At 62.8% G+C, this 22222-nt stretch carries 25 protein-coding genes; 12 read left to right on the top strand and 13 right to left on the bottom strand.

Annotated elements, in window-relative coordinates:
- Positions 1–58: 58 nt before the first annotated feature.
- The 6 genes from BLQ92_RS39650 to BLQ92_RS31150 form a co-directional block, all read right to left on the bottom strand.
- On the bottom strand, positions 59–259 hold the full coding sequence (locus tag BLQ92_RS39650) for a hypothetical protein (RefSeq protein WP_143016707.1): 201 nt from the start codon (positions 257–259) through the stop codon (positions 59–61).
- On the bottom strand, positions 210–1991 hold the full coding sequence (locus BLQ92_RS31175; RefSeq protein WP_090691370.1) for a replication endonuclease: 1782 nt from the start codon (positions 1989–1991) through the stop codon (positions 210–212). Before BLQ92_RS31175 ends, BLQ92_RS39650 begins: the two co-directional genes overlap by 50 nt.
- A 242-nt stretch (positions 1992–2233) precedes the next feature.
- A complete protein-coding gene (locus BLQ92_RS31165) occupies positions 2234–2425 on the bottom strand; it encodes a monooxygenase (protein ID WP_090691364.1) in 192 nt (63 codons plus the stop codon).
- A gap of 315 nt (positions 2426–2740) precedes the next feature.
- Positions 2741–2929, bottom strand: coding sequence for a hypothetical protein (locus BLQ92_RS31160; RefSeq protein ID WP_090691361.1), 189 nt, complete (start codon positions 2927–2929; stop codon positions 2741–2743).
- Between the two features lie 106 nt (positions 2930–3035).
- Positions 3036–3242, bottom strand: coding sequence for a hypothetical protein (locus BLQ92_RS31155; RefSeq protein ID WP_090691358.1), 207 nt, complete (start codon positions 3240–3242; stop codon positions 3036–3038).
- A 61-nt stretch (positions 3243–3303) separates the two neighbouring features.
- Positions 3304–4506, bottom strand: coding sequence for a M20 aminoacylase family protein (locus tag BLQ92_RS31150; protein ID WP_090691699.1), 1203 nt, complete (start codon positions 4504–4506; stop codon positions 3304–3306).
- Between the two features lie 131 nt (positions 4507–4637).
- Here BLQ92_RS31150 and BLQ92_RS31145 point away from each other — a divergent pair, with 131 nt between their 5' ends.
- The gene (locus BLQ92_RS31145; protein WP_090691355.1) at positions 4638–5546 is read left to right on the top strand and encodes a LysR family transcriptional regulator; all 909 of its coding nucleotides are present in this window, start codon (positions 4638–4640) and stop codon (positions 5544–5546) included.
- 82 nt (positions 5547–5628) lie between these two features.
- On the opposite strand, the gene phnN is transcribed toward BLQ92_RS31145, so the two are convergent.
- Genes phnN through phnF form a run of 3 tightly spaced genes read right to left on the bottom strand, consistent with a single transcriptional unit; the run spans position 5629 to position 7698 of the window.
- The gene (phnN, locus tag BLQ92_RS31140) at positions 5629–6186 is read right to left on the bottom strand and encodes a phosphonate metabolism protein/1,5-bisphosphokinase (PRPP-forming) PhnN (RefSeq protein WP_090691352.1); all 558 of its coding nucleotides are present in this window, start codon (positions 6184–6186) and stop codon (positions 5629–5631) included.
- 7 nt (positions 6187–6193) lie between these two features.
- On the bottom strand, positions 6194–6943 hold the full coding sequence (locus tag BLQ92_RS31135) for a DUF1045 domain-containing protein (protein ID WP_090691349.1): 750 nt from the start codon (positions 6941–6943) through the stop codon (positions 6194–6196).
- A complete protein-coding gene (gene phnF, locus BLQ92_RS31130) occupies positions 6940–7698 on the bottom strand; it encodes a phosphonate metabolism transcriptional regulator PhnF (protein ID WP_090691345.1) in 759 nt (252 codons plus the stop codon). Before phnF ends, BLQ92_RS31135 begins: the two co-directional genes overlap by 4 nt.
- A 178-nt stretch (positions 7699–7876) precedes the next feature.
- Here phnF and phnG point away from each other — a divergent pair, with 178 nt between their 5' ends.
- The 7 genes from phnG to BLQ92_RS31095 are packed head-to-tail and all read left to right on the top strand — an operon-like array spanning position 7877 to position 13849.
- Entirely contained in the window at positions 7877–8368 is a 492-nt protein-coding gene (gene phnG / locus BLQ92_RS31125) for a phosphonate C-P lyase system protein PhnG (RefSeq protein ID WP_090691341.1), read from the top strand.
- A 23-nt stretch (positions 8369–8391) separates the two neighbouring features.
- Positions 8392–9018 (top strand): phosphonate C-P lyase system protein PhnH, encoded by a 627-nt coding sequence (gene phnH / locus BLQ92_RS31120; protein WP_090691697.1) that lies wholly within the window; start codon positions 8392–8394, stop codon positions 9016–9018.
- A complete protein-coding gene (locus BLQ92_RS31115; protein WP_090691338.1) occupies positions 9018–10220 on the top strand; it encodes a carbon-phosphorus lyase complex subunit in 1203 nt (400 codons plus the stop codon). The genes phnH and BLQ92_RS31115 overlap by 1 nt, the downstream gene beginning before the upstream one ends.
- Entirely contained in the window at positions 10217–11125 is a 909-nt protein-coding gene (locus tag BLQ92_RS31110; protein ID WP_090691335.1) for an alpha-D-ribose 1-methylphosphonate 5-phosphate C-P-lyase PhnJ, read from the top strand. The genes BLQ92_RS31115 and BLQ92_RS31110 overlap by 4 nt, the downstream gene beginning before the upstream one ends.
- A gap of 8 nt (positions 11126–11133) precedes the next feature.
- Positions 11134–11904: a phosphonate C-P lyase system protein PhnK gene (gene phnK / locus BLQ92_RS31105; RefSeq protein WP_090691694.1), complete on the top strand. Its 771-nt coding sequence runs from the start codon at positions 11134–11136 to the stop codon at positions 11902–11904.
- 8 nt (positions 11905–11912) lie between these two features.
- Positions 11913–12680, top strand: coding sequence for a phosphonate C-P lyase system protein PhnL (gene phnL / locus BLQ92_RS31100; protein ID WP_090691330.1), 768 nt, complete (start codon positions 11913–11915; stop codon positions 12678–12680).
- 35 nt (positions 12681–12715) lie between these two features.
- Positions 12716–13849, top strand: coding sequence for an alpha-D-ribose 1-methylphosphonate 5-triphosphate diphosphatase (locus BLQ92_RS31095; RefSeq protein ID WP_090691327.1), 1134 nt, complete (start codon positions 12716–12718; stop codon positions 13847–13849).
- 97 nt (positions 13850–13946) lie between these two features.
- Here BLQ92_RS31095 and BLQ92_RS31090 read toward each other — a convergent pair whose 3' ends face one another.
- The gene (locus tag BLQ92_RS31090; RefSeq protein WP_090691324.1) at positions 13947–14534 is read right to left on the bottom strand and encodes a hypothetical protein; all 588 of its coding nucleotides are present in this window, start codon (positions 14532–14534) and stop codon (positions 13947–13949) included.
- A 36-nt stretch (positions 14535–14570) separates the two neighbouring features.
- Positions 14571–15131, bottom strand: coding sequence for a hypothetical protein (locus tag BLQ92_RS31085; RefSeq protein ID WP_090691321.1), 561 nt, complete (start codon positions 15129–15131; stop codon positions 14571–14573).
- A 359-nt stretch (positions 15132–15490) separates the two neighbouring features.
- Here BLQ92_RS31085 and BLQ92_RS31080 point away from each other — a divergent pair, with 359 nt between their 5' ends.
- The 3 genes from BLQ92_RS31080 (at position 15491) to BLQ92_RS31070 (ending at position 19237) form a co-directional block, all read left to right on the top strand.
- Complete coding sequence (locus BLQ92_RS31080) at positions 15491–16273, top strand: ABC transporter substrate-binding protein (RefSeq protein WP_090691318.1); 783 nt, start codon at positions 15491–15493, stop codon at positions 16271–16273.
- A gap of 244 nt (positions 16274–16517) precedes the next feature.
- Complete coding sequence (locus BLQ92_RS31075) at positions 16518–17633, top strand: succinylglutamate desuccinylase/aspartoacylase family protein (protein ID WP_090691315.1); 1116 nt, start codon at positions 16518–16520, stop codon at positions 17631–17633.
- Between the two features lie 449 nt (positions 17634–18082).
- On the top strand, positions 18083–19237 hold the full coding sequence (locus BLQ92_RS31070; protein ID WP_090691312.1) for a porin: 1155 nt from the start codon (positions 18083–18085) through the stop codon (positions 19235–19237).
- A gap of 190 nt (positions 19238–19427) precedes the next feature.
- Here the strand turns inward: BLQ92_RS31070 and cynS are convergent, their stop codons facing one another.
- Positions 19428–19898, bottom strand: a complete 471-nt coding sequence (gene cynS / locus BLQ92_RS31065; RefSeq protein ID WP_090691309.1) for a cyanase — start codon at positions 19896–19898, stop codon at positions 19428–19430.
- Between the two features lie 25 nt (positions 19899–19923).
- Positions 19924–20583: a carbonic anhydrase gene (locus BLQ92_RS31060; protein WP_090691306.1), complete on the bottom strand. Its 660-nt coding sequence runs from the start codon at positions 20581–20583 to the stop codon at positions 19924–19926.
- 277 nt (positions 20584–20860) lie between these two features.
- Here BLQ92_RS31060 and BLQ92_RS31055 point away from each other — a divergent pair, with 277 nt between their 5' ends.
- On the top strand, positions 20861–22093 hold the full coding sequence (locus tag BLQ92_RS31055) for an MFS transporter (RefSeq protein WP_090691302.1): 1233 nt from the start codon (positions 20861–20863) through the stop codon (positions 22091–22093).
- The last annotated feature ends 129 nt before the right edge of the window (positions 22094–22222 follow it).

Genomic DNA, 22222 nt, shown 5'->3' with positions numbered 1-22222 from the left:
GGTGATACCTCAATTCGTGTTTCTATCAATGTGCCGGGGGTAACCCCCGGCGGCGGGTTTAGCAATCCGTGCACAGGTGCTGCACGTCGCCGTGAGAGGGCGTGTAATCTTCCGGCTTCTTGTCCAATGCGATCCGGTAGGCCATTTCGGCCTGCCGGAATTTCTCCCGCGCCGCCTTCAGTTCGTCGGCAGCGCGAAAAATTGCCGTGCTACGAGCCTGATGCTGCCGCATTGCATGCTGGGTATAGGTGATTTTCATACTGTAAGTAATCCTGTTCAAAGTAATAAAAGTGGTCCTGCATGGGGTTGAATTTGGGTTCCTGTTCTTCTTTGGTCTGCTCCTGCGTACAGTTATTGACACGAGTCCGAGAGGGCGAAATTTTTGACGCTGCGGCCTTCACAATCGTCCACGTGCGGCGCACGCTCGCAATGGCTTTCGCCATTACTGTGCGGATCACGCCGACGATGCCGCCCTTGTCGAGCGCCCACTCACCGCGCACGACGACGCCCGCCGCACGTGCGCCCAGCGGATCGCCGTAGCGACCCACGCCTTCCTGTTCCTCTTTATGTAGCCACATCAACGCGTCTTTACGCTTGATCCACGGGCCACCGCACGCACGGATGAATTCCGCGTAATCCGCGCGTTTGTTTTCCTCATCTGTTGCACCCTTCACACGCTGCGCGGCGGCCCACGCGCGCTGCAACGCGTCCGGCGAATCCGCGATTGCAGCCTGTTCGATGCGACGCAGTTCGCGCCACACAGTGACCGGTGCGTCGCCGATAGCCTGGAATTGCCGGATGCCCCATTGCTTCGCCCACGCCTGCACGCGCTGCGCCGTCTTCGCAATGGGTTCGCCGTACAGGTCCAGTTCGATGCCTTTGCCGTCGATGTTCTTCGAGATGTACTTGGCGATGTAAGCGGCGGCTCCGCCCTGGTCCGCCGTAATACGTTCGAAGCGCAAGCGATGCTGCTGCGCGCCGGGTTCGTCGGGCGAATCGTTGAGCAGGAAATAGCGCACCAGTGCCTTGCGCCAGACTGATACATCGGCAGGCTCGCGAATGAACACCAGGATGTTCCAGTGCGGCGTGCCATCCCGGTGCGCTTCCACCGTGCGCATCCCGTAAAAGCTCACCCCACGGCGCTGCAACCACGCGCGGCACCGGCTCCACTGCCGTTGCAGATAGTCCTGCGTGTCGCGGGGCGTGGCTCCCTCGTATTTCTCATTGACGGAACCATTGGCGCGCACCGCGTGGAAGCGGCTGGGCGGCGTCACGACCGCGAATTCGCACGCGCAGCCGTGTTCCTGCGCGACCTCTTCCATGCCGCGCATGCGCAGCATGAGTTCACCCCGGCGGATCGCCGGGTTGCTGACGGATTTATCCGCAAGCTCTGCGAGCGTAAAAATCTCGCCGTCTTCGTTGATCGCCTGCGTGCGCTCCAGCATCTGCGCATTGCGTTCGGCCTGCGCGACGCTGCGGCGCAGATTTTCGTCACTGATGTACTGGTCAGCGCGTGCGCTCACCAGTCCAAGGCGGATTGCGAGCGCCTCGGTCTGGCGACCGTGCATCGCGCGCAGGCGTCGCGCCCACCAGCCCGGATCGATCACGCGGGCAATGAATCCGCCCGGACGTTCGACGCTGGGTGCCGCGATGCGCCAGCGTTGGCACAGCGCGGTCAGGTGCGACACGATGGAAGCCGTATCGCCCAGACGCTCGACAAGGGCATACGCGTCCGCCGCGCGACGCACGGCACAGTCGCGGATATCGGACAGGGTTGCGGTGAGCGGCAGCACGGCTTCGGCGTAGCTGGCGACATGTTCGCGCAGGTAGACATTGCCGTGCATCCAGTCGTGATGCTGGCGGTCCAGCATCTCCAGACGGCGCGACATGCTTCGCGCCCACTTGCCCGGCAGCTTGCCGAGCATCGCCTCACGCCATGCATGCTGCGGCATGTGCGGGCTGATCGTGCTGAATGAATTGAGGATAGCCATGCGCTTACCAAACCCGATGAATGAGCGGCAGTGCGCGGTGCGCGACAGTCTTGCGGGCAGCAGTACGCCGTGCCAGCAGCCGGTACAGCGCATCAAGCGCGGCGTCGCCCACGGGCGTGGGCGCACCACCAATATCGGTCACGACGGGGAGATATGCCCGCGCAGGCAGTGCAGCCAAACACGCGCATGTGTTCTCGTTGTGCGGGCAGAGGGCGCAGCAGTGCATCGCGCGTTTCCGGCACTTACTGGGCGGACGCGCTGTTCAGCGCGAGAATACGTTCGACCGTATCGTTTGGCCACGCAAGGCGACCGTTGGGCAGCTTGAGCGGCTTCACGCCGTAATACGAACCGTTGCGGCACAGTGCCACGCGCAACGTGTCGGGTTGAAGGCCCAGGCATTGCGCAAGGCGATTCGTGCTCAGTCCGATTTCCATAATGTCCTCTTGATTCCGGTTATGCGCTGCACCGTGTGGCGCGACGGAACGGAATCTACCGGTGCTCATGAATCCCGTGTGGCTAGCCGGGATACCGGGACGCTAGTCGGGACATCGGGAGACTAGTCGGGATAGTTTCGGGATAGTTTCGGGATAGTTTCGGGACAATTCCGGGATAATTTCGGGACGGCTTGAGGAAGTGCAACAGCATGGCGGCCAGAAAAGACCGGGCCGCAAGGAGAAGGAAACGGCATCGCAGTAACGGCGGTATGCGTTGCAGAACCAGGGGAGCGCGGGGTGCTCCCCTGCGGGGCTTCAGTGTCGGAGCAAACCTTGTGCGCGCAGTTCGCTGAGTGCGTTCCTGAACGTTTTCAGCTTGACGACCTTGTGCGCGCCACTCTCGGTTCGCCACTTCAGTTCGTCGGCGACGTCGTGCGACAGGATATCGCCCGACTTATCCTGTGCCCGGATGTGGCGAATCACGGTGCGCGGACTGGGGTCCATGCCATGCGCGCGAATAATGTGCGGCCAGTGCTCAACAATGGCGGCTTTCCAGCGAACCTGTCGGACCTGCGGTGCAGGCAAATCCTGGCCACTCGCGCAGGCAGGATCAACGGGTACACCAGGGGCGGGTTTTGTCGGTCGTGGGCTGCCGGATGGGCAGGTCAGTCCCGCCCGGCGGCGACTTGACTACGAGTTTTCCTGCAACCATCTGTAGCCTGCTTTCGCCCAGCAAGGTGGGCAGATCAGCACCGAGCGACAACACCCAGGCCCGCGCATCCGCTACGCGCAACGCCCAATGTTTGTCGGGGGCCATTTTCCTTACCTTGTTAGCGTCTCACTCCTTGCATCGCTCGCTGCGGCTTTCATTGCCCGACTTATTGCCCCAGATAGCGCTCGACGAGCCGCGTCCAATAAGCCGCGCCGACCGTCAGGTTACTGTCGTTGAAGTCGTAATGCGGGTTGTGCACCATGCAACCGTCCTCGCCCACGCCGTTGCCGATGCGCAGGAACGTGCCCGGCCGCTGTTGCAGCATGAACGCAAAGTCTTCGCTGCCCATCAGGATGTCGGCCTGCGCGACCACCTTGTCATCGCCCACCAGCTCACGGGCCACTTCAATCGCAAAGGCCGTCTCCGCGTCCGAGTTCACGACCATCGGGTAGCCTTCGATGTACTCGACCACCGCCTTGCCGCCATAACTCTGCGCCTGGCTCTCGGCCAGTTCGGTGATGCGTTTTTTCAGCAATGCGCGGACTTCCGGGCTGAACGAACGCACGCTTAATTCGAGCCTGGCGGTGCTCGCAATCACGTTGTTGGCGGTGCCCGCGTGCATCGAGCCGACCGTCACGACCGCCGGTTGCGACGGGTCGACGTTGCGCGCCACAACGGTCTGCAGAGCCATCACGATGCTTGCCGCCACCACTACCGGATCCACCGTCAGGTGCGGACGCGCCGCATGACCGCCAACGCCTTCGATCGTGATAATGGCCTTGTCGCCCGCCGACATGAACGCTCCCTTGCGGAACAGGAATACGCCGGGTTCCGCGCCCGGGTGGTTGTGCACGCCGAACACGGCATCGCACGGAAAGCGTTCGAACAGGCCGTCTTCGATCATCTTCTTGGCGCCGCTGTCGATACCGCTTTCTTCCGCCGGCTGGAAGTACAGATGGACGGTGCCCGAGAACCGGCGCGTCTTCGCCAGGTGCTCGGCGGCGCCGAGCAGCATCGTAGTGTGACCGTCATGGCCACACGCATGCATCTTGCCGTGCGTGCCGCTCGCGTATGGCAAACCGGTCTCTTCGATGATCGGCAGCGCGTCCATGTCGGCGCGAATGCCAATGCTGCGCCCGCCGTCGCCCACCTTGAGCGTGCCGACCACACCAGTGCGCCCGACCCCGCGCGTCACCTGCCAGCCCCATTGTTCGAGCTTTTCGGCGACCAGCGCCGCAGTCGCGACCTCTTCGTACGCCAGCTCCGGATGATGGTGAATGTGATGACGGATTTCACGCAGGCGCTCGCCTGCGGGCGCCAGATGCTCGACTTCGGTGAACTGGCCGCTGGGTTGGGATGCTTCGCTCATCATGGACTCCGAATGGTTTGGCGCCGCAATCAGCACGGCGAACTGGCGAGCACTATAGCCACGCCATTTTGTTCGAATAAGATGCTGTTTTTTTCACCCCGATTAACAAGCTTTATATCCAGGAATACCCTATGAAGCTTCAGCAGTTGCAGGCGTTCGTCGCCGCGGCACATCACCGTAGTCTGCGCGCTGCGGCACGCGAATTGGGCGTGACGCAGCCGGCGGTCACACATACGATCCGCGAGCTGGAAAACGCCTTGAATGCCGAGTTGATGGTGCGAAGCGTGCGCGGGATCGAACTCACGGCCTGCGGACTGGCGCTGCTGCCGCGCGCGGAGCAGTTGCTGGGCGACATGCAGCGCACCCTGGAAGCGGTCGAGCAGGTCAAAGGCGAACTGGCGGGCAAGGTCAGCGTCGGCACCATGCCGTCGATCGCGCTGACGGCCTTGCCACAGGCCGTGCTGGCCTTCCGGCGGGCGATGCCGCGGGTGAATCTGCATCTGGAAGAAGTGACGGTGCCCGACGCCGTCGCGAGGCTGCGCAACGGCACGCTGGATATCGCGGCGATCCACCATGTCCAGGCGCTCGATAGCGACCTGGTGCAGGTGCAGCTCTATTCGACCCAGTTCGTGATTGTGATGCGCGCAGGGCATCCGCTCGCGAACGTCAAACATCTGCACGAACTGCTGGACGCGGAGTGGATCCTCACGGTCGGCGCAGACCACTTCCCGCATAGCGTGATGAAGGCGATGTTCGACGCGCATGGCCTGCCGCTGCCCAAGCGCCTGTTGCGTGCGCCGTCGTCGTTCTCGGTCACGCTCGGGCTTGTGTCGCAAACCGATGTGATCAGTTGCTTTACCGGGCCGCTCGCGGCCATGATGGCGCCGCTTGGCATTCAAGTGGCGCAGATCGAGGAAGCACTGCCGCACTACGAACTGAGCATCCTGTCGCGCCGCGATCTGCTGCCGACGCCTGCGGTCAAGCAATTCGTCGCCTGTTTGCAGGAAGCGGTCAGCAAATCGCGGAATGTGGCGGTGTAGAGCGCCGCTATCCGCTATAGCGCGCAATAAAGCTTGCTTCGTTCGGCGCGGCCGCTAAGCGTGCTTCGTTAAGCCCGCGCCGTTAAAGACCGTGACTCGCTGCGCCACGCACCACTTCGACAAACGCGCGGCCGGCGTCTTCGAGCGCACCGGAATTGTCGATCGTGGTCATGTGCACACCGTGCGGCACCGAGAACGGTGCGCGCCGTGCGAGCCGCGCCGCGACCTGCGCCGCGCTTTCGCGGGCTCGTGCGCCGAGACGCGCTTCGAGCACGTGCGGCGCCGCATCCACATACACAATGTCGGCCGCCGGATAACGGTCGAGCGTCTGCTGCAGATGTTGGCGCGAGCCGTTGATGACCACCGTACAGCCGCGTGCGAGCCACCCGTCGAGCTCGATGCCAATGCCGTACCGCAAGCCATGGCTCGACCATTCCAGGGCAAAGAGACCGAGTGCGGAGCGCGTCTCGAACTCTTCGAGCGTCAGCTCGACGTGATCTTCGCCGTTGCCGCTCGGCCGCGTAATGTAGCGATGCGCAAACAGGATGGGCTCACTCGTGACCCGGTTGCGCGCGAAACCCAGCAGCGAATCCTTGCCCGCGCCGGACGGGCCCATCACATAGATCAAACGGCCATTCATTCTTGCTTCACTCCACAGTCTGAAACGGCAAGCGCTGCCACAACATGAAGGGTTCGCCCGGCGCCGGTTCGACAAACAGCGCCGCACTGTCGACCACCAAGGGCCCAAGTTCGGCAACCCTCTCGTGCCACCACGCGACGAGGGCCGCACGCTCATCCGCGGCTTCGAGCGAACTCGATAGCGTCATATGAAAACGGAACTCGTCGAATACATACGGATAGCCCCATTCGATCAGCAAGGCGCGCTGGCGCTCGGTCAACGGGGCGGCCATGCGGCGCGCCAGATCAGCAGCGGGCGGCTTGGCCCGCAAACCGCCGAGCGTGCGCAACGCACTCGAGGCCAACTCGCGCATGCCAGCCTCGCCCGCAGCTTCAGCCGGCCGCAGCGCAACGAAATCGCCGAGCGTGGCGGCTTCCACCGGCAAGGTAAAAGGGGTGTGCTGCTGGGCCCAGCGGCGCGCGTCGTCGAGCACCGTGCGCGGCGTCACGCCGTCAGCAAGCCGAAAGGGAGCGACCAGCGTGCCATGCCAACCGTAGCGGCGCGGCGCCTGAGTCAGCTCGCTCACTGGACGAACGAGCGCTGGTGGTTGCGGCGGCGTGTAGCCCAAGCCGCTCTCCACATCGCCGCCGAGCCATTCGGAACCGGCCTGCCACCAGGCGGACTCGCGCGACGGTGCGTAATACACCGCAAAACGCGCTTCGGCAGACCATTCGAACCCTTCGTTCGCCTCGTTCGCCACCCACGCCGCGCTGCTCATAAGTCGTTTTCCACCATCAGTTGCACGCGGTCCGCAGCGAAGTGCGTCACACCGTATTTGACCGGGACGCCTTCCAGATCGACGTCGACGTTCTCGACCCACAAGACCGGCTGCTGCCGGTTGATATTCAGGCGCCGCGCCACTTCGGCCTCCGGCAGCACGCTGCCGATGCGGCTCCACTTGCGCAGGTAGTCGGACACGCCGAATTCGGCCAGCGCCTTGGTGATGCCACCGGTACGCTCGAGCACCTCGGGCAGGTCCGCAAAGCGCGCCGCGGGATACCAGCTACGCGCATAGGTGAGCGGCACACCGTCCGATTCGTTGAGCGTCTCGATGCGGTAAACCGCTGCGCCGGCGCGCAAGCCCAGCGCCTTGGCGACGTTTGGTTCGGCCTTCACCCGCGCCGCCGACAACATCGCACCCGCTGTCGTGTGGTGCTGCTGGCGCAGATTCTCGGTAAAGCGCGTGCGGCGGCCAATCGTATAGTCGATCGCACCAGGCTGCACAAATGTGCCGCGCCCCTGCTCCACACTGACGAGGCCCAAAGCGGCCAGTCCCAGCATGGCGCGCCGCACGGTATGGCGATTGACGTCGAAGCGCTTGGCCAGTTCGCCTTCGCTCGGCAGGCGTCCGTCCGCGCCGAAGCCGCTGGCCGCAATTTCAGCGGCGAGGATCTGCTCGATCTGCCGCCACACGGCAACGCCCGCGCCCCGTTCGAGCTGCGTGCCCGGCATGGCGGTGTCGTTCGATGTCATGGTGCTGTCATTCCCTTCAGTTCAAATATTCGTTATGACGTGCATTGTAGTGCGCAAGCCGTGATGGAAATATGAAAACACGAGCGTGCTGCAGGCACAACCATCTTACCTCTAAACGTCTAGACGTTTAGATGAATAGATGGTCCAATGACGACTCGCTGGATCAACAGGAACCCCGATGAGTGCCCCTAGTGTCACTGCCGCCTCGCCTTCCTCCGCCATGCGGCGCGCATGGATGGCCGTGCTTGCGCACACGCCGCGCGCCGATCTTGAAGCCGCACTGACTCGCGCGCTGGATGGCGCGAGCCCACCGGAGTTCGACTGGTTGCGGCCGCCCGAAACCGGGCTCGCCATGGTGCGCGGTCGCGTCGGCGGCAGCGGCGACGCCTTCAATCTCGGCGAAGCCACCGTCACCCGCGCCACGCTGCGCTTGCGTACCCCGGCCGAGGACGCGCCGGTGGGCGTGGCCTGTCATCTGGGCCGCGACCGCCGCCGCGCCGAACTCGCTGCGATTGCGGACGCGCTGCTGCAATTGCCCGAGCAGCATGCGCGGCTACACGTTCAGTTGATCGAACCGCTCGCCGCCCAGCTCGCCGAACAACGCGTCGCACGCCGTCACGAAGCCGCGTCGACGCGGGTCGAATTCTTCACGATGGTACGGGGCGACTGATGGACAACCTGACGAAACATGCGATGAACTCCTCACAGATTGCCCTCTCCACCCTCGCCCCTGGTTTTGTCGATCCGGTGCACGATACTCAGGCGGTGTTCCGCACGCTGCTCGACGCGTTGTCGCGGCCCGGCACGGTCGGTGTGGTGGAAAACGTCCTGCCGGCCGCGCAAGCCTCGGGCTCGCACCGCTCGCGCGCCGATCTGGCTGCCTTGGCGGCACTGCTCACGTTGTGCGATTACTCTACGCCGGTTTGGCTCGCACAACCGGACGCAGCATTGGCGTCGGCACTGCGTTTTCATACCGGCGCGCCGCTCGTCGACGAGGTGCACGAGGCCGCGTTTGCCTATATCCATGACGCCGCGCTGCTGCCGGAACTCGAACACTTCTCGCTTGGCGCCGCGGAAACGCCGGAGCAATCGGTGACCTTGCTGATCCGTGTGGAAGCGCTGAGCGGCGGTCCACACGTCGTGCTGAGCGGCCCCGGCATCGAGCGCAGCGCCACTATCTCGCCGCTCGGCCTGCCCGAACATTTCTGGCGCGAGCGCGCCAGCCTCGCGCCGCTGTTTCCGTGCGGCATCGATTGCTATCTCGTCTGCGGCAACACGCTGATCGGTTTGCCGCGCACAACTCATGCAAAGGTGAACTGATGTACGTTGCCGTCAAGGGTGGAGAGCGCGCGATCGAAGCATCGTGGCGCCTGCTCGACAAGTCACGCCGCGGCGATCCGCGGCTGCCTGAGTTGAGCGTCGGGCAGATCCGCGAGCAATTGCGCCTCTCGGTGGCCCGTGTGATGACCGAAGGTTCGGTGTACGACGAAGAACTCGCCGCACTGGCCATCAAGCAGGCCGCCGGCGATCTGGTGGAAGCGATCTTCCTGCTGCGTGCGTATCGCACGACCTTGCCGCGTTTTGGCTACACGCAGCCGCTCGATAGCGAAGCAATGGTGGTGGAGCGGCGCATCTCCGCAACCTTCAAGGACCTGCCGGGTGGGCAACTGCTCGGCGCGACCTACGACTACACGCAACGTCTGCTGGATTTCTCCTTGATGGCTGAAGCACAGGCTAATGGCGACGAGGCGGGCGGCGATTCCAGCAAGCTTGCCGCAGCAGCGCTCGACGCCAAGCCGGAAGCGATGCCGCGTGTCGTCACGCTGCTCAACAAGGAAGGCCTGATCGAACAGGAAACGCCCACCCCCGACGCAGCCGAACCGGGCGACCTGACGCGCGAACCGCTCGCGTTTCCGGCAAATCGCGCCACGCGCCTGCAGAATCTCGCGCGCGGCGATGAAGGCTTTCTGCTGGCGATGGGCTATGCGACGCAGCGCGGTTACGCGCATTCGCATCCGTTCGCAGGCGAGATCCGCTTCGGCTCGGTGAGCGTCGAGATGGAACTGGACGAACTGGGCGAAGCGGTGGAGATCGGCGAGATCGACATCACCGAATGCCAGATGATCAACCAGTTCGCCGGCAGCGGCGAGGTGCCGCCCACCTTCACGCAGGGCTACGGTCTCGCCTTCGGTCATTCGGAGCGCAAGGCGATGGCCATGGCGCTGGTGGACCGAGCACTGCGCGCCGAAGAACTCGGTGAAACGCTCGCGTCGCCGACCCAGGATATCGAATTCATGCTGTCGCATAGCGATAACGTCGAAGCGTCCGGCTTCGTCCAGCATCTGAAACTGCCCCACTACGTCGACTTCCAGGCCGAACTCGAACTGGTGCGCCGCTTGCGGGCACAACATGCAGCACAGGAAGGACAAACCGAGCAGGCGGCACAGCAGGCAGAACAGGCATCAACGCCGCTTGCGCCGCAAACCGCCAACGGCCAGGATCAGCAGGAGCAAGCGGCATGAACGCGCCCGACACACAACTGAGCAGCGAGCCCTACGACAGCGCGGCCGAAGGCTACAACTTCGCCTATCTGGACGAGCAGACCAAGCGGATGATCCGCCGCTCGCTGTTAAAAGCCGTCGCGGTACCGGGTTATCAGGTGCCGTTCGCCTCGCGCGAAATGCCCTTGCCGTTTGGCTGGGGGACAGGCGGGATCCAGGTGACCGCCGCGATCATCGGCCGTAGCGACACGCTGAAGGTGATCGACCAGGGTTCGGACGAGACCACCAACGCCGTCAACATCCGACGCTTCTTTGCGCGCACCACCGGTGTGGCCACCACGCGCCGCACCTCGGAGGCAACCATCGTGCAAACCCGTCACCGGATTCCCGAAACGCCGCTCACCGACAAGCAGATTCTGGTCTACCAGGTGCCGATGCCCGAACCGCTATACCGGCTCGAACCGCGCGTCGCCGAATGCAAGAAGCTGCATGCGCTGGCCGACTACGGCCTGATCAGCGTGAAGCTGTACGAGGACATCGTGCATCACGGCAGCATTGCCACGACGTACGACTATCCGGTGATCGTCAACGAACGCTATCTAAGCTCGCCCTCGCCGATCCCGAAGTTCGACAACCCGAAGATGAACATGAACCCCGCGCTGCAGTTGTTCGGCGCCGGGCGCGAGCGGCGCATCCACGCCATCCCGCCGTACACCAAGGTGCGCAGCCTCGACTTCGACGATCACCCGTTCGAAATCCAGCACTGGGAACACGCCTGTGCATTGTGCGGTTCGAAAGAGAGCTTCCTCGACGAGATGATCGTCGACGATGCCGGCAAGCGCATGTTCGTCTGCTCGGATAGCGACTACTGCCACGACCGCCGCGAACAGCCGGCAGGCGACCAGGCCGAAGGAGAATCCGCATGACCGCGCGCATGACACCGCTGCTGAGCACCCGCGCCCTCACGAAGCAATACGGCGGCCGTAACGGCTGCCGCAACGTGAGCTTCGATCTGTATCCGGGCGAGGTGCTGTGCATCGTCGGCGAATCGGGTTCGGGCAAGACCACGCTGCTTAACACACTCGCACTGCGCACCGAGGCCGATAGCGGCACACTGCACTACCACGCCACGCACGGCGAGCAGCTCGATCTGCGGGCGCTCTCCGAGCCGCGGCGGCGCTTGCTGATGCGCACCGAGTGGGGTTTCGTGCAGCAGAATCCGCGCGACGGCCTGCGCAGCGGCGTATCGGCCGGCGCCAATATCGGCGAGCCGCTGATGGCGGTCGGCGCGCGCCACTACGGGCAGATTCGCCACACCGCGACGCAGTGGATGGAGCGGGTGGAACTGGACCCGACGCGGATCGACGAATTCCCCGCAGCGTTTTCCGGCGGCATGCAGCAGCGTTTGCAGATTGCCCGCAATCTCGTCACCGGGCCGCGCCTCGTGTTCATGGACGAGCCCACCGCGGGTCTCGACGTGTCCGTCCAGGCGCGCCTGCTCGACCTGTTGCGCACGCTGACCTCCACGCTGCATCTGTCGGTGCTGATCGTCACGCACGATATCGGCGTAGCGCGCCTGCTCGCGCATCGTTTGATGGTGATGCAAGGCGGCGAGGTAGTCGAAGCGGGACTGACCGATCAGGTACTCGACGATCCGCAGCACCCCTACACGCAAACGCTGGTTTCTTCCGTCCTGCCGGTTTGAGGTTCACGATGTCCTCCATCGAAACACACGCGCACGAGCGCGCTTTCATCGACAACGCCGCGCTGATGCTGCGCGCCGTCAATATCGGCAAGACCTTCACGCTGCACGCGCAAGGCGGCGTACAGATCGACGCACTGGCGGGCGTCTCGCTCGAGGTCGAACAGGGCGAATGCGTCGTGCTGGTTGGGCCTTCGGGCGCCGGCAAGAGCACGCTGCTGCGCTGCCTGTACGGCAACTATCTGGCAAGCTCCGGTTCAATTGCGATCCGCTCGGACGACCACGAGGCGCAGCACGTTACCATTACCGGCGCCGAGCCGCACGATGTGCTGCGTCTGCGCCGCAACGTGGTCGGCTATGTGAGCCAGTTCCTGCGCGTGATTCCGCGCGTTACTACGCTCACGCTGGTCGCCGAGCCGCTGGTGTCGCGCGGCATTGCCGAAGACGAAGCACGCGAGCGCGCCGCTGCGCTGCTGGCCCGCCTGAACGTGCCTGAGCGGCTATGGTCGCTGGCGCCCGCCACCTTCTCCGGCGGCGAACAACAGCGCGTGAACATTGCGCGCGGACTGATTGCCGGCCATCCGCTGCTGCTGCTCGACGAGCCCACCGCCTCGCTCGATGCCGAGAATCGCGATGTGGTTGCCGATCTGATCGTCGAAGCGCGCGAGCGCGGCGCGGCAATTGTCGGTATCTTCCACGACGAAGACACGCGCACGAAAGTGGCGACACGCCGCATCGAACTCCAGCCGCCGCTGCGCCGTCAAGCGGCGCTACACTGACGTATAACAGCAGATACTGACTACGGAGCATGTCGATGTTGATCAGGAACGCTCGCATCGTGACGCGAGACGAAGTATTTACCGGCGTGGTGCGCATCGAAGACGGCAAGATCCATGACGTCGAACGCGGCACCACCTCGGCACGCGAGGCCGAAGACTGGGACGGCGATTATCTGCTGCCCGGTCTGATCGAGCTGCATACGGACAATCTCGAGAAGCACCTGGCGCCGCGTCCCGGTGTGCAGTGGAATACGGATGCGGCCTTCGTGATCCACGACGCGCAAGTCGCGGCCGCCGGCATCACCACCGTGTTCGACGCGCTCGCCATCGGTTCGCGCCTGAATGCGGGCCTGCGTGGCCGCGATCAGCAAACGCAATGCGCGCAGGCACTGAGCCGTTTCTCCGAGCGCAACCTGCTGCGCGCGGAGCACTTTCTGCATTTGCGCTGCGAAATCGCCACCGCCGATGTGGTCGAACTGTTCGACTCGTTGTGCAAACACCCGTTGCTGCGCCTCGCTTCGGTGATGGATCACACGCCGGGGCAGCGGCAGTGGCACGATCGCGAGCAATGGCGCCGCTTTCAGGAACGCAACGGCAAACTGACTGACGAGCATGTGACGACCGCGCTTGCGCACATGGCTGACGAGCAGCAACTGTATGCAGATGCGCACCGCCGCGAGATCATTGCACGCTGCAAGACGCTCGGCTTGCCGGTGGCGAGCCATGACGACACGCTCGTCGAGCACGTCGAACAGGCTGCCGCCGAGGGTATCGTGCTGGCCGAATTCCCGACCACCCGCATCGCCGCCGAGGCCGCCCGCGAGCACCGCATTTCCACCATCATGGGCGCACCGAATATCGTGCGCGGCGGTTCGCACTCGGGCAATGTGTCCGCGCTCGAACTTGCCAAGGCGGATCTGCTCGACATCCTGTCATCGGATTACGTGCCGTCGAGCTTGCTGACCGCCGTGTTCGAACTGGTCGACAAGGCGGGCTGGACGCTGCCGCGCGCCATGGCGACCGTATCGGCCGAACCGGCGCGCACGGCTGGGCTGCATGACCGTGGCGCAATTGCGCCGGGGCTGCGGGCGGACTTCGTGCGGGTGACGATGCTCGATACGCTGCCGGTGCCGCGTGCGACCTATCGCGAAGGGGCGCGAATCGTCTGAGGCTTTTGAGGAGTGCGCTGCGCGACGCGTTGCAGGTGTTGGGCAACGGCGCGCGCAGCGCGATCGCCGCGTGCGCGGCTTGAGCAAGCTGGGGTGCTTACTTTTTCAGTTCGGGCGCGTTCTCCAGCGCCGTCTGCAGCTTCGTGACCGCATCGGTCGTGGCGAGCTGACCCGCGAGACCGAAGTTGCGCTTGAAGTCGGAGAATTCGGCATGCCCCGTGCCCGTCACATCTTCGGTCACTACTTTCTGCCCGCTCGGATCGGTCACGGTACACGTGAGCGTGACCGAGAAATCGGTGGGCGGCCACGTCAGCAGGCTCGGCGATGATGACGTCGTCTTGATCGTCGGCGTAATCACATAGTCCAGATGCTGCGCCTGAATGGTCGCCGCGTCCGGCGCACTCTTGAGCTTCGTCACGTTCTTGAAGACGTGGCCGAGACTCACGTACATCGGCAGTTCCAGATCATGATACGGACGATAGCTGACCTTGTCGCCACCGCCGCCCGGCGTGATGACTTCCTGGGTCGACTGCTCGTCAGTAATGACGATAGCGACGTTCTTGTCGAGCGGCTGCGTGGACAGCGCCGGTACTTTCGACGCGTCGCTGCTCAGCGAAATCTGGTGGGCGCACCCCGAGAGCGCCGCGACGACGCTTGCCGCCGCAATCATGCGAATCAAAGCCATGGTGTAGGTCTTCCTGTGGTAATTGTGTTGTTGTGGTTACTGGATTGCCTGGATGAAGGCAGGATCGGCATACAGTTGAGCCAGAAGGTTCTGCACTGCGTTCGGATACTCTTCTACCGCCTTCGGCACTGCGATAGCGGCAGCAAACGACGAATCCCACTGCGCGCTCGCCGTCTTCACCTGGTCATAGCGCACCGTGCCGGCACGCGTCACCACAAAGCGCGCCGACACGATGGCCTCGCCCTTGGCAAGGCCGGCATCCACGCTGTTCTTCAGCAAGGTCGCTTTGACTTCAATGTCGCTTTGCGGCGCGAGGCGCCCAGCCATCGTCAATTCGCGGGTCATCGCGTCGGCCAGGTAAGGACCGAACGAGTCGCCCACCGGGGAACGCATCAGGTTGGCCCGCACCGCCACGGGGTACACATTGGACATGCTCGCCTGAGAATCGAACGTACCAAGATGAGCTTGTGCCGCCTGCGCATTTTTGAGCGCCTGAATGTTGTCGACCGAGGGGGAATACGGCGGCGCCACGACCGAGCATGCCGTCACAAGAAGAGTCGGCGCGAGCCAACCGAACACACGCATCAGATTGTTCATTGGTCAAATATTGTTGATTTCGTTGCAAAACTCGTACAATCCCGCGTGCATCAGGGCGACGCCGTATGCAGACAGCATGACGGCAAGCCCGGCAGGACGCCGCTCCGGCCGGCCTGACCGGGGGCAATTCAAGCTGGTTTAACGGCGGGTCGCAGGCAAACTTTAGACGTCGCGGCAAGACGCCATCCGGTGTTTTACTGAGTACGTAATCTTTTTGACCTGATAAGCTTTGCCCGCGCTGCAGGCCGCCCGGGCCCGCAGCCGTCCAACCCTGCCCGGTTGTGAGTCGCGCCGGGCACTATCTCGCAGCGGCACAACCGCATGCGGGTGTAATACGAACCACTCCGAGGAGTAAAACAGTGAAAAAACTGCTAGCGGCTTTGACGGTTGCTCTGCTTGCCACCGTCTCAATTGGCGCACATGCGAAAGACTGGTCGACCATCCGGTTCGGCGTAGACGCCAGCTATCCCCCGTTCGAATCGAAGGGCCCGGACGGCAAGCTCGTTGGTTTCGACATCGACCTCGGCAATGAAATCTGCAAGCGTCTGGCTGCGAAGTGCGTCTGGATCGAAAACGACTTCGACGGCATGATCCCGGCACTGAAGGCGAAGAAATTCGACGGCGTGCTGTCGTCCATGTCGATGACGCCGCAACGCGCGGAACAGATCGCCTTCTCGGACAAGCTGTTCAACACGCCGACGCGCCTCGTCGCGAAGAAGGGTTCGACGATCCTGCCGACGCCGGAATCGCTGGCTGGCAAGACGGTTGGCGTCGAGCAAGGCACGATCCAGGAAACGTATGCGAAGACCTACTGGGAGCCGAAGGGCGCCAAGGTAGTGTCGTACCAGAACCAGGACCAGGTCTACACCGACCTGCTGTCGGGCCGTCTGGACGCATCGCTGCAAGACGCGGTTGAAGCGGACATCGGCTTCCTGAAGACGCCGCGCGGTGCTGGCTTTGCCTTCGCCGGCAAGGACATCATCGACGAGAAGGTGCTCGGCAACGGCGCAGGCATCGGCATGCGCAAGGAAGACACCGATCTGAAGGCCAAGGTCGACAAGGCGATTGCCGACATGATCAAGGACGGCACGTACAAGAAGCTCGAGAAGAAGTACTTCGACTTCGACGTGTACGGCAGCTAAGGGCAACTGGCGCGGCATGCCGCGCCACCTAGCCACGGCTTCTACCGACGGGCCCCGCAGCAGATGCGGGGCCCGTTTCGTTTGGCGCTGCCCATTTCATTGGCAGATGGGCTAAGATCGAACGGGCACGCTGCGCCGCGCGAATCACGCTGGTCGTGCCGAGAGCCGCGCAAGCCTGCAATTTTCAAACTGAAATCAACGACATAGCGCCCCGCCCCCACGGGAATGGCGCGCTCCAGAGACTATGCAAACCTTAACCCATCCGCTGATTTCCCCGACACTCGGCACCGCGCGCAACCTGACGAGTTTTCACTATGGTCCCGGCGGCGGGCAAAAAATCTACATCCAGTCTTCGCTGCACGCCGACGAACTGCCCGGCATGCTGGTGTCGTGGGCGCTGCGCCGCAAGCTCGAAGCCCTCGAAGCCGCCGGCAAGATTCAAGGCGAGGTGGTGGTGGTGCCGGTCGCAAACCCGATTGGCCTGAACCAGCATTTTCTCGGCCATCTGTCGGGCCGCTTCGAAACCAACAGCTCGCAGAACTTCAACCGTAACTTCCATGATCTGACCGCCCTCGTGCTGCCGGTCATCGAAGCTCGCCTCACTGGCAACATCGACCATAACCGCCTGGCGATCCGCACCGCGATGCGCGAAGGCCTCGACGCAATCAAGCCGGAGACGGAACTGGAATCGCATCGTCTCGCGCTGCAGAAGCTGTCGTACGACGCCGACGTCGTGCTCGACCTGCACTGCGACTGGGAAGCGGCGATGCACCTCTACACCAACCCGGACCTGTGGCCGGAGGTCGAACCGCTGGCGCGCTATCTGGAATCCAAGGCGTCGCTGCTCGCGCTCAATTCGGTGGGCAACCCGTTCGACGAAATCCATAGCTTCTGCTGGTCGGATCTGCGCGGCCGTTTCGGCGAGCGCTTCCCGATTCCGAATGGCTCGGTGTCGGTCACGATCGAATTGCGCAGCCAGCGCGACGTTTCCTATGAGTTCGCCGAGCACGACGCACAGGCGATCATCGAGTATCTGACGCATCGCGGGGTGATCACCGGCACTCCGGCGCCGATGCCCGCGCTCGAATTTGCCGCCACGCCGCTCGCCGGCGCCGAGCCGATCGTCGCACCGTTCAGCGGCGTACTGGTGTACCGCACCGAACCCGGCACCTGGGTCGACGTCGGCCACCCGATCGCCGACATTGTCGACCCGCTGACTGACCGCGTGGTGACGCTCAACAGCAGCGTGGCCGGCGTGATGTATGCGCGGCATCTGACGCGCTTTGCCACCGCAGGTCTGGAGTTCGCCCGCATTGCCGGCGCGAAGGCGTTCCGCTCAGGTTCACTGCTGTCCAACTGATAGAGGGCGTAATGGTAGCGGCAGAGATGCCGCTACCGGTTTTATTATCGCCCCTGGCACCGCCCAATCTGTTAGTCATGCTTAGCATGATTCGCCAGCAAGCACTTCGCATCAGTCGCTAAACCACTGGTCGTTCCGGGTCGCGGCGTCTGCACGCGCCCCCGTTTCGCTGCGTATACCACACCTTTGCATTCACGACATTCGTGGTGCCGCCGCCCTATTGCGTCTCCGCGCTGCCGCACGCAAACGTTGTCGCTCAAGGCGCGTAGGCGCCAGACCGGGGCGCGAGATTCCCAGATCAGAGATGCAAATGTCGCGTTCGTACGACAGTTTTAAAAAATTACATACCTGTCACATTGCTTTCGCCCCCGCCCCTTAAATTTGCGGTCATCGAGTGACCTGCCAACAGAGCCAGGCACACGATCGCCTCTTTTAATCCGGAGAATCTCTTGAACAAGAAAGTTGTAGCCACCGCTATCCTCGCCGCTTTCGCCGGCGCCGCTCACGCACAAAGCAGCGTCACGCTGTACGGTCTGGTCGATGCAGGTATCACGTACGTGAACCACGCCAACACCAGCGCCGGCCCGAAGAGCCTGTACCAATACGGTGACGGCGTCGCCCAAGGCAGCCGTTGGGGCCTGCGCGGTTCCGAAGACCTCGGTGGCGGTCTGAAGGCAATCTTCACGTTGGAAAACGGTTTCAACTCGGGTAACGGCACGCTGGGTCAGGGCGGTGCGGAGTTCGGCCGCCAGGCCTACGTCGGCCTGACGCAGAACGGCATCGGCTCGCTCACGCTCGGCCGTCAGTATTCGTTCTCGACCGACTATCTGGGCGGCTCGTATGCCAACGGCGGCCAGACCGTCGCGGGTAACTACGGCTACCACATCAACGACATCGATCAGCTCACGTCGAGCCGTATCAACAACTCGATCAAGTTCAACAGCGCGAACTTCTACGGCCTGACGTTCGGCGCAATGTATGGCTTCTCGAACCAGGCTGGTTCGTTTGCGGGCGCACCTGGCTCGAGCGGCTCGTCGGCTGCGTACAGCTTCGGCCTGAACTACGCGAACGGCCCGTTCGGTATCGGCGCAGCGTACACGGACATCCGCTTCCCGGGTTCGGCCTCGCCGTCGTTCTCGACGACGCTGGCCAATGCTTCGTCGCTGACGGGCACGAGCGTGGCGAAGGACCTGGCTACGGCCGGCGTTGGCGCCAAGTACTCGATCGGCCCGGCTACGCTGTGGGCGCTGTGGACCCACACGAACATCGAGCAGATCACCGGCCATATGACGACGTTCAATGCGTATGAAGCAGGCGGTAAGTACGCAATCACGCCGGCACTGACGGGCGCGCTGGGCTACACGTACATGCAGGCTAAGGATCTGACCAACGGCCACTGGAACCAGATCGACGCCAGCGTCGACTACGCACTGAGCAAGCGCACCGACGTATACCTGCTCGGCGTGTTCCAGGACGCCAAGGGCAAGACCGCGAGCGGCGCCGCCCTGCAATCGCAGATCGGCGTGAGCACGAGCAGCTACCTGCCGACGGCAGGTGCAGACACGCAACTGGCCGTTCGTGTGGGTCTGCGTCACAAGTTCTAAGCGGAATCCGCGTTTCCGGGGAGCTGGACGCTTCCCGGAACGTACCGCGTGAATTGAAAAACGCCCGAACCAAGGCGCCTGTCATGGGCACTTCGTTCGGGCGTTTCTGCTTGATCAATCGCGTCGATAAAATACGGATTGCTTATAAATAAAGGCCGGGTTCCCCACCGTAAAGTCCGGTCAAACTGCTTTAGAACGGCTTGGTCGGCAGGTACTTTCCGTCGAGGGTGATCACCGCGCGCGAGCCGCCGTCGGGATCGTCAACCTTCTTGATGTCGAGCTTGAAGTTAATCGCGCTGATGATGCCATCGCCGAATTGCTCGTGCACCAGCGCCTTCAGCGTCGAACCATAGATCTGCACCATTTCATAGAAGCGGTAGATCGTCGGGTCAGTCGGCACGCCCCCCGGAATGCTGCCGCGCAAGGGGATGGTTTGCAACAGGCACACGGCGTCTTCGTCGAGATCGAGCTTGTCGGCCACCACCTTCGCGGCGCTGGCCGGCAAGGGGTGCTGGCCGAGCAGCGCCGCAGTGACGAACGCCAGACTCAGGCCCGTACCCTCGGTGAGCTGCTCAAACGTCAGGTTTTTGCGGACCTTGGCATCCATGATGGCGTCGGTGAGATTCAGGCGGCTAGTCTGGCTGTACTGAGATTGATTCATGATGTTTCCTTCAGTTGATAAGCGTTCAGGCAGCGGTCTTGAGCCGTGCCGGGGTTGCACAGACTTGCGGGTGGTCCGCAAGGGATACAAATCGGTTGGTCGTGCCGTCGAGCGTTTCGATTGAACCGGTTTCGATGTCGTAGACCCAGCCATGCAGATTCAAGCGCCCTTGGTCCAGCGCAAGCCGGACGGACGGGTGAGTCTTGATGTTGGCAAGTTGGGCGATCACGTTTTCGCGGACCATCGAATCAACGCGGTCGCGCTCGCTCTTGTGCTCGCGCGCCTCGTTGACGACTTTCGCGGAATCCGCGTAACGCAACCAGCTGCCGACGGCGGGCATGTGGTCCATGCATTTGCAGGTCGCAATCGCAGTCATCGCGCCGCAATCGGAGTGGCCACAGATCACGACGTCGGAGACGCCTAGTGCGGCGACCGCGTACTCGACCGTGGCCGACACCCCGCCCGGCTCCGGGCCGTACGACGGCACGATGTTGCCGGCGTTGCGAATCACGAACAAATCGCCCGGCTCCCGCTGGGTGACGAGTTCGGGTACGAGCCGACTATCCGAACAGGAAATAAACAAGGTGCGGGGAGTCTGGCTGGTCGCCAGTTGCTTGAACAGCTTCGAGCGCTCGGGAAACGCATCCCGATGGAACTTCAGAAACCCATCAATGACTTCTTGCACGACTTCCTCCTTGCTGTTGATCGAGAACCGATGGACGAATCATGATCCGACGGATCTATAGCGTCCAAGACCGGCTTCCTATTTTTTCCATAGAAAAAGCCAATAGTTTGGATGTCACACAGCAGGGGCAGGCGATTCACCGTGGTCGGCGAACCTGACGACTATAGGCAATGCTTATGGACCGCATTCCAAATCGGTCTTGGACACTATAGATAAGCAGAATCATCCTTCCGTCAGCGCCCTCGCGCCATTCGTCGCCCGCTGACCAAAGGAAAACATGCCGCCCAATAGACCTGCCTTGACCCGCTCGATGACCCTGCTATTTGCCACCGCATGCGGCATCGTTATCGCGAACATTTACTATTCACAGCCGCTGCTCGCAGTGATCGCCCAGACCTTCGGCCGCTCCGCCGCCAGCCTGGGCTTCCTCGTCACCATGACCCAACTTGGCTACGCCTGCGGCCTGCTCACGATCGTGCCGCTCGGCGATGCGCTCAATCGCCGTACTTTGATCATCACGCTGCTCCTATGCGGCGTGCTGGCGCTGTTCGCCGTCGCTGCAAGCCCGACCTTTCTGCTATTCGCAATCGCCAGCGTGCTGCTCGGGGTCAGCACATGCTCCGCTCAGCTACTGGTACCGTTTGCGGCGTCGCTAGCCGACGAGAAGGAACGCGGACGTGTCGTAGGCATGGTGATGAGCGGCTTGCTGCTTGGCATTCTGCTGGCCCGCACCGTGTCGGGCTTGATCGCTCAGTTCGCCGGATGGAGAGCGCTGTATGTCATCGCAGCCCTGGTCGGCCTGCTGCTAACAGGATTGCTGGCGCGCGCACTTCCGAAGGACGAGCGCGACATCCCGCTAGCCTACGGCTCGTTGATGAAGTCGCTGCTGACCCTTATCCGGGAGAACCCGTCGCTGCGTTTGCGTTCGCTGTGTGGCGCCTTGGCGTTCGCCTGTTTCAGCGTCCTCTGGACCGGATTGACCTTCCTGCTCAGTCAACCCCCGTACAACTTTTCTGAGAGCAAGATCGGAGCCTTCGGCCTGGCCGGCGCCGCCGGCACGCTCGCAGCCAGTTACGCCGGACGCATGGCTGATCGCGGACATGGCAACCTCGCTACCGGCTTGTTCAGCGCATCCATCCTCGTCTCGTTCGCTTTCATCTTTGCCGGAGCGCATTCGCTGGTGGCGCTGGTTGTCGGCATATTGCTGCTCGATATTGGCGTGCAAGGTTTGCACATTTCCAATCAAGGCGTCATCTATGCACTCGCTCACGACGCACGAAGTCGTGTCACGACCGTTTATCTGACCAGCTATTTCATCGGTGGCGCACTTGGCTCCAGCATGGCCAGCATCTCCTATGCACGTTATGGCTGGAGTGGTGTCTGTCTGGCCGGTGCGGCGACTGCCTCCTTATTGATCGCGGTCTGGCTGATCTCGCGCTTCAGGCAGACAAGCGGCGAGGTCAGTCCGTTGGTCTGCAATGAGCAAGTTCGCGAACGGCAGCTCCAGTGACCACCGGGTACATGCAGGCATTCGCCCGACGCATAAGTTCCCGCGCGAATTCGCTGCTACAGAATCTGCGCGACCAGGTCCGGCATGCTCGTGCACTGCTCCTACCAGCAGGACGTAGCGCAAGCGCTA

The sequence above is a fragment of the Paraburkholderia phenazinium genome, assembly GCF_900100735.1.
GTDB lineage: Bacteria > Pseudomonadota > Gammaproteobacteria > Burkholderiales > Burkholderiaceae > Paraburkholderia > Paraburkholderia phenazinia.
Note: the sequence above shows the minus strand (reverse complement) of the source record. Positions and strands in the feature narration are given on the sequence as shown.

Coding starts and splice junctions, on each gene's coding strand:
- BLQ92_RS39650 (WP_143016707.1), bottom strand. CDS start 259: ATGAAAATCACCTATACCCAGCATGCAATGCGGCAGCATCAGGCTCGT.
- phnH (WP_090691697.1), top strand. CDS start 8,392: ATGAACTCCTCACAGATTGCCCTCTCCACCCTCGCCCCTGGTTTTGTC.
- phnL (WP_090691330.1), top strand. CDS start 11,913: ATGTCCTCCATCGAAACACACGCGCACGAGCGCGCTTTCATCGACAAC.
- BLQ92_RS31165 (WP_090691364.1), bottom strand. CDS start 2,425: ATGGAAATCGGACTGAGCACGAATCGCCTTGCGCAATGCCTGGGCCTT.
- phnG (WP_090691341.1), top strand. CDS start 7,877: ATGAGTGCCCCTAGTGTCACTGCCGCCTCGCCTTCCTCCGCCATGCGG.
- phnK (WP_090691694.1), top strand. CDS start 11,134: ATGACACCGCTGCTGAGCACCCGCGCCCTCACGAAGCAATACGGCGGC.
- BLQ92_RS31110 (WP_090691335.1), top strand. CDS start 10,217: ATGAACGCGCCCGACACACAACTGAGCAGCGAGCCCTACGACAGCGCG.
- BLQ92_RS31145 (WP_090691355.1), top strand. CDS start 4,638: ATGAAGCTTCAGCAGTTGCAGGCGTTCGTCGCCGCGGCACATCACCGT.
- BLQ92_RS31090 (WP_090691324.1), bottom strand. CDS start 14,534: ATGGCTTTGATTCGCATGATTGCGGCGGCAAGCGTCGTCGCGGCGCTC.
- BLQ92_RS31155 (WP_090691358.1), bottom strand. CDS start 3,242: ATGGCCCCCGACAAACATTGGGCGTTGCGCGTAGCGGATGCGCGGGCC.
- BLQ92_RS31075 (WP_090691315.1), top strand. CDS start 16,518: ATGCAAACCTTAACCCATCCGCTGATTTCCCCGACACTCGGCACCGCG.
- BLQ92_RS31175 (WP_090691370.1), bottom strand. CDS start 1,991: ATGGCTATCCTCAATTCATTCAGCACGATCAGCCCGCACATGCCGCAG.
- BLQ92_RS31115 (WP_090691338.1), top strand. CDS start 9,018: ATGTACGTTGCCGTCAAGGGTGGAGAGCGCGCGATCGAAGCATCGTGG.
- cynS (WP_090691309.1), bottom strand. CDS start 19,898: ATGAATCAATCTCAGTACAGCCAGACTAGCCGCCTGAATCTCACCGAC.
- BLQ92_RS31085 (WP_090691321.1), bottom strand. CDS start 15,131: ATGAACAATCTGATGCGTGTGTTCGGTTGGCTCGCGCCGACTCTTCTT.
- BLQ92_RS31160 (WP_090691361.1), bottom strand. CDS start 2,929: ATGGACCCCAGTCCGCGCACCGTGATTCGCCACATCCGGGCACAGGAT.
- BLQ92_RS31135 (WP_090691349.1), bottom strand. CDS start 6,943: ATGAGCAGCGCGGCGTGGGTGGCGAACGAGGCGAACGAAGGGTTCGAA.
- BLQ92_RS31150 (WP_090691699.1), bottom strand. CDS start 4,506: ATGAGCGAAGCATCCCAACCCAGCGGCCAGTTCACCGAAGTCGAGCAT.
- BLQ92_RS31055 (WP_090691302.1), top strand. CDS start 20,861: ATGCCGCCCAATAGACCTGCCTTGACCCGCTCGATGACCCTGCTATTT.
- phnN (WP_090691352.1), bottom strand. CDS start 6,186: ATGAATGGCCGTTTGATCTATGTGATGGGCCCGTCCGGCGCGGGCAAG.
- phnF (WP_090691345.1), bottom strand. CDS start 7,698: ATGACATCGAACGACACCGCCATGCCGGGCACGCAGCTCGAACGGGGC.
- BLQ92_RS31095 (WP_090691327.1), top strand. CDS start 12,716: ATGTTGATCAGGAACGCTCGCATCGTGACGCGAGACGAAGTATTTACC.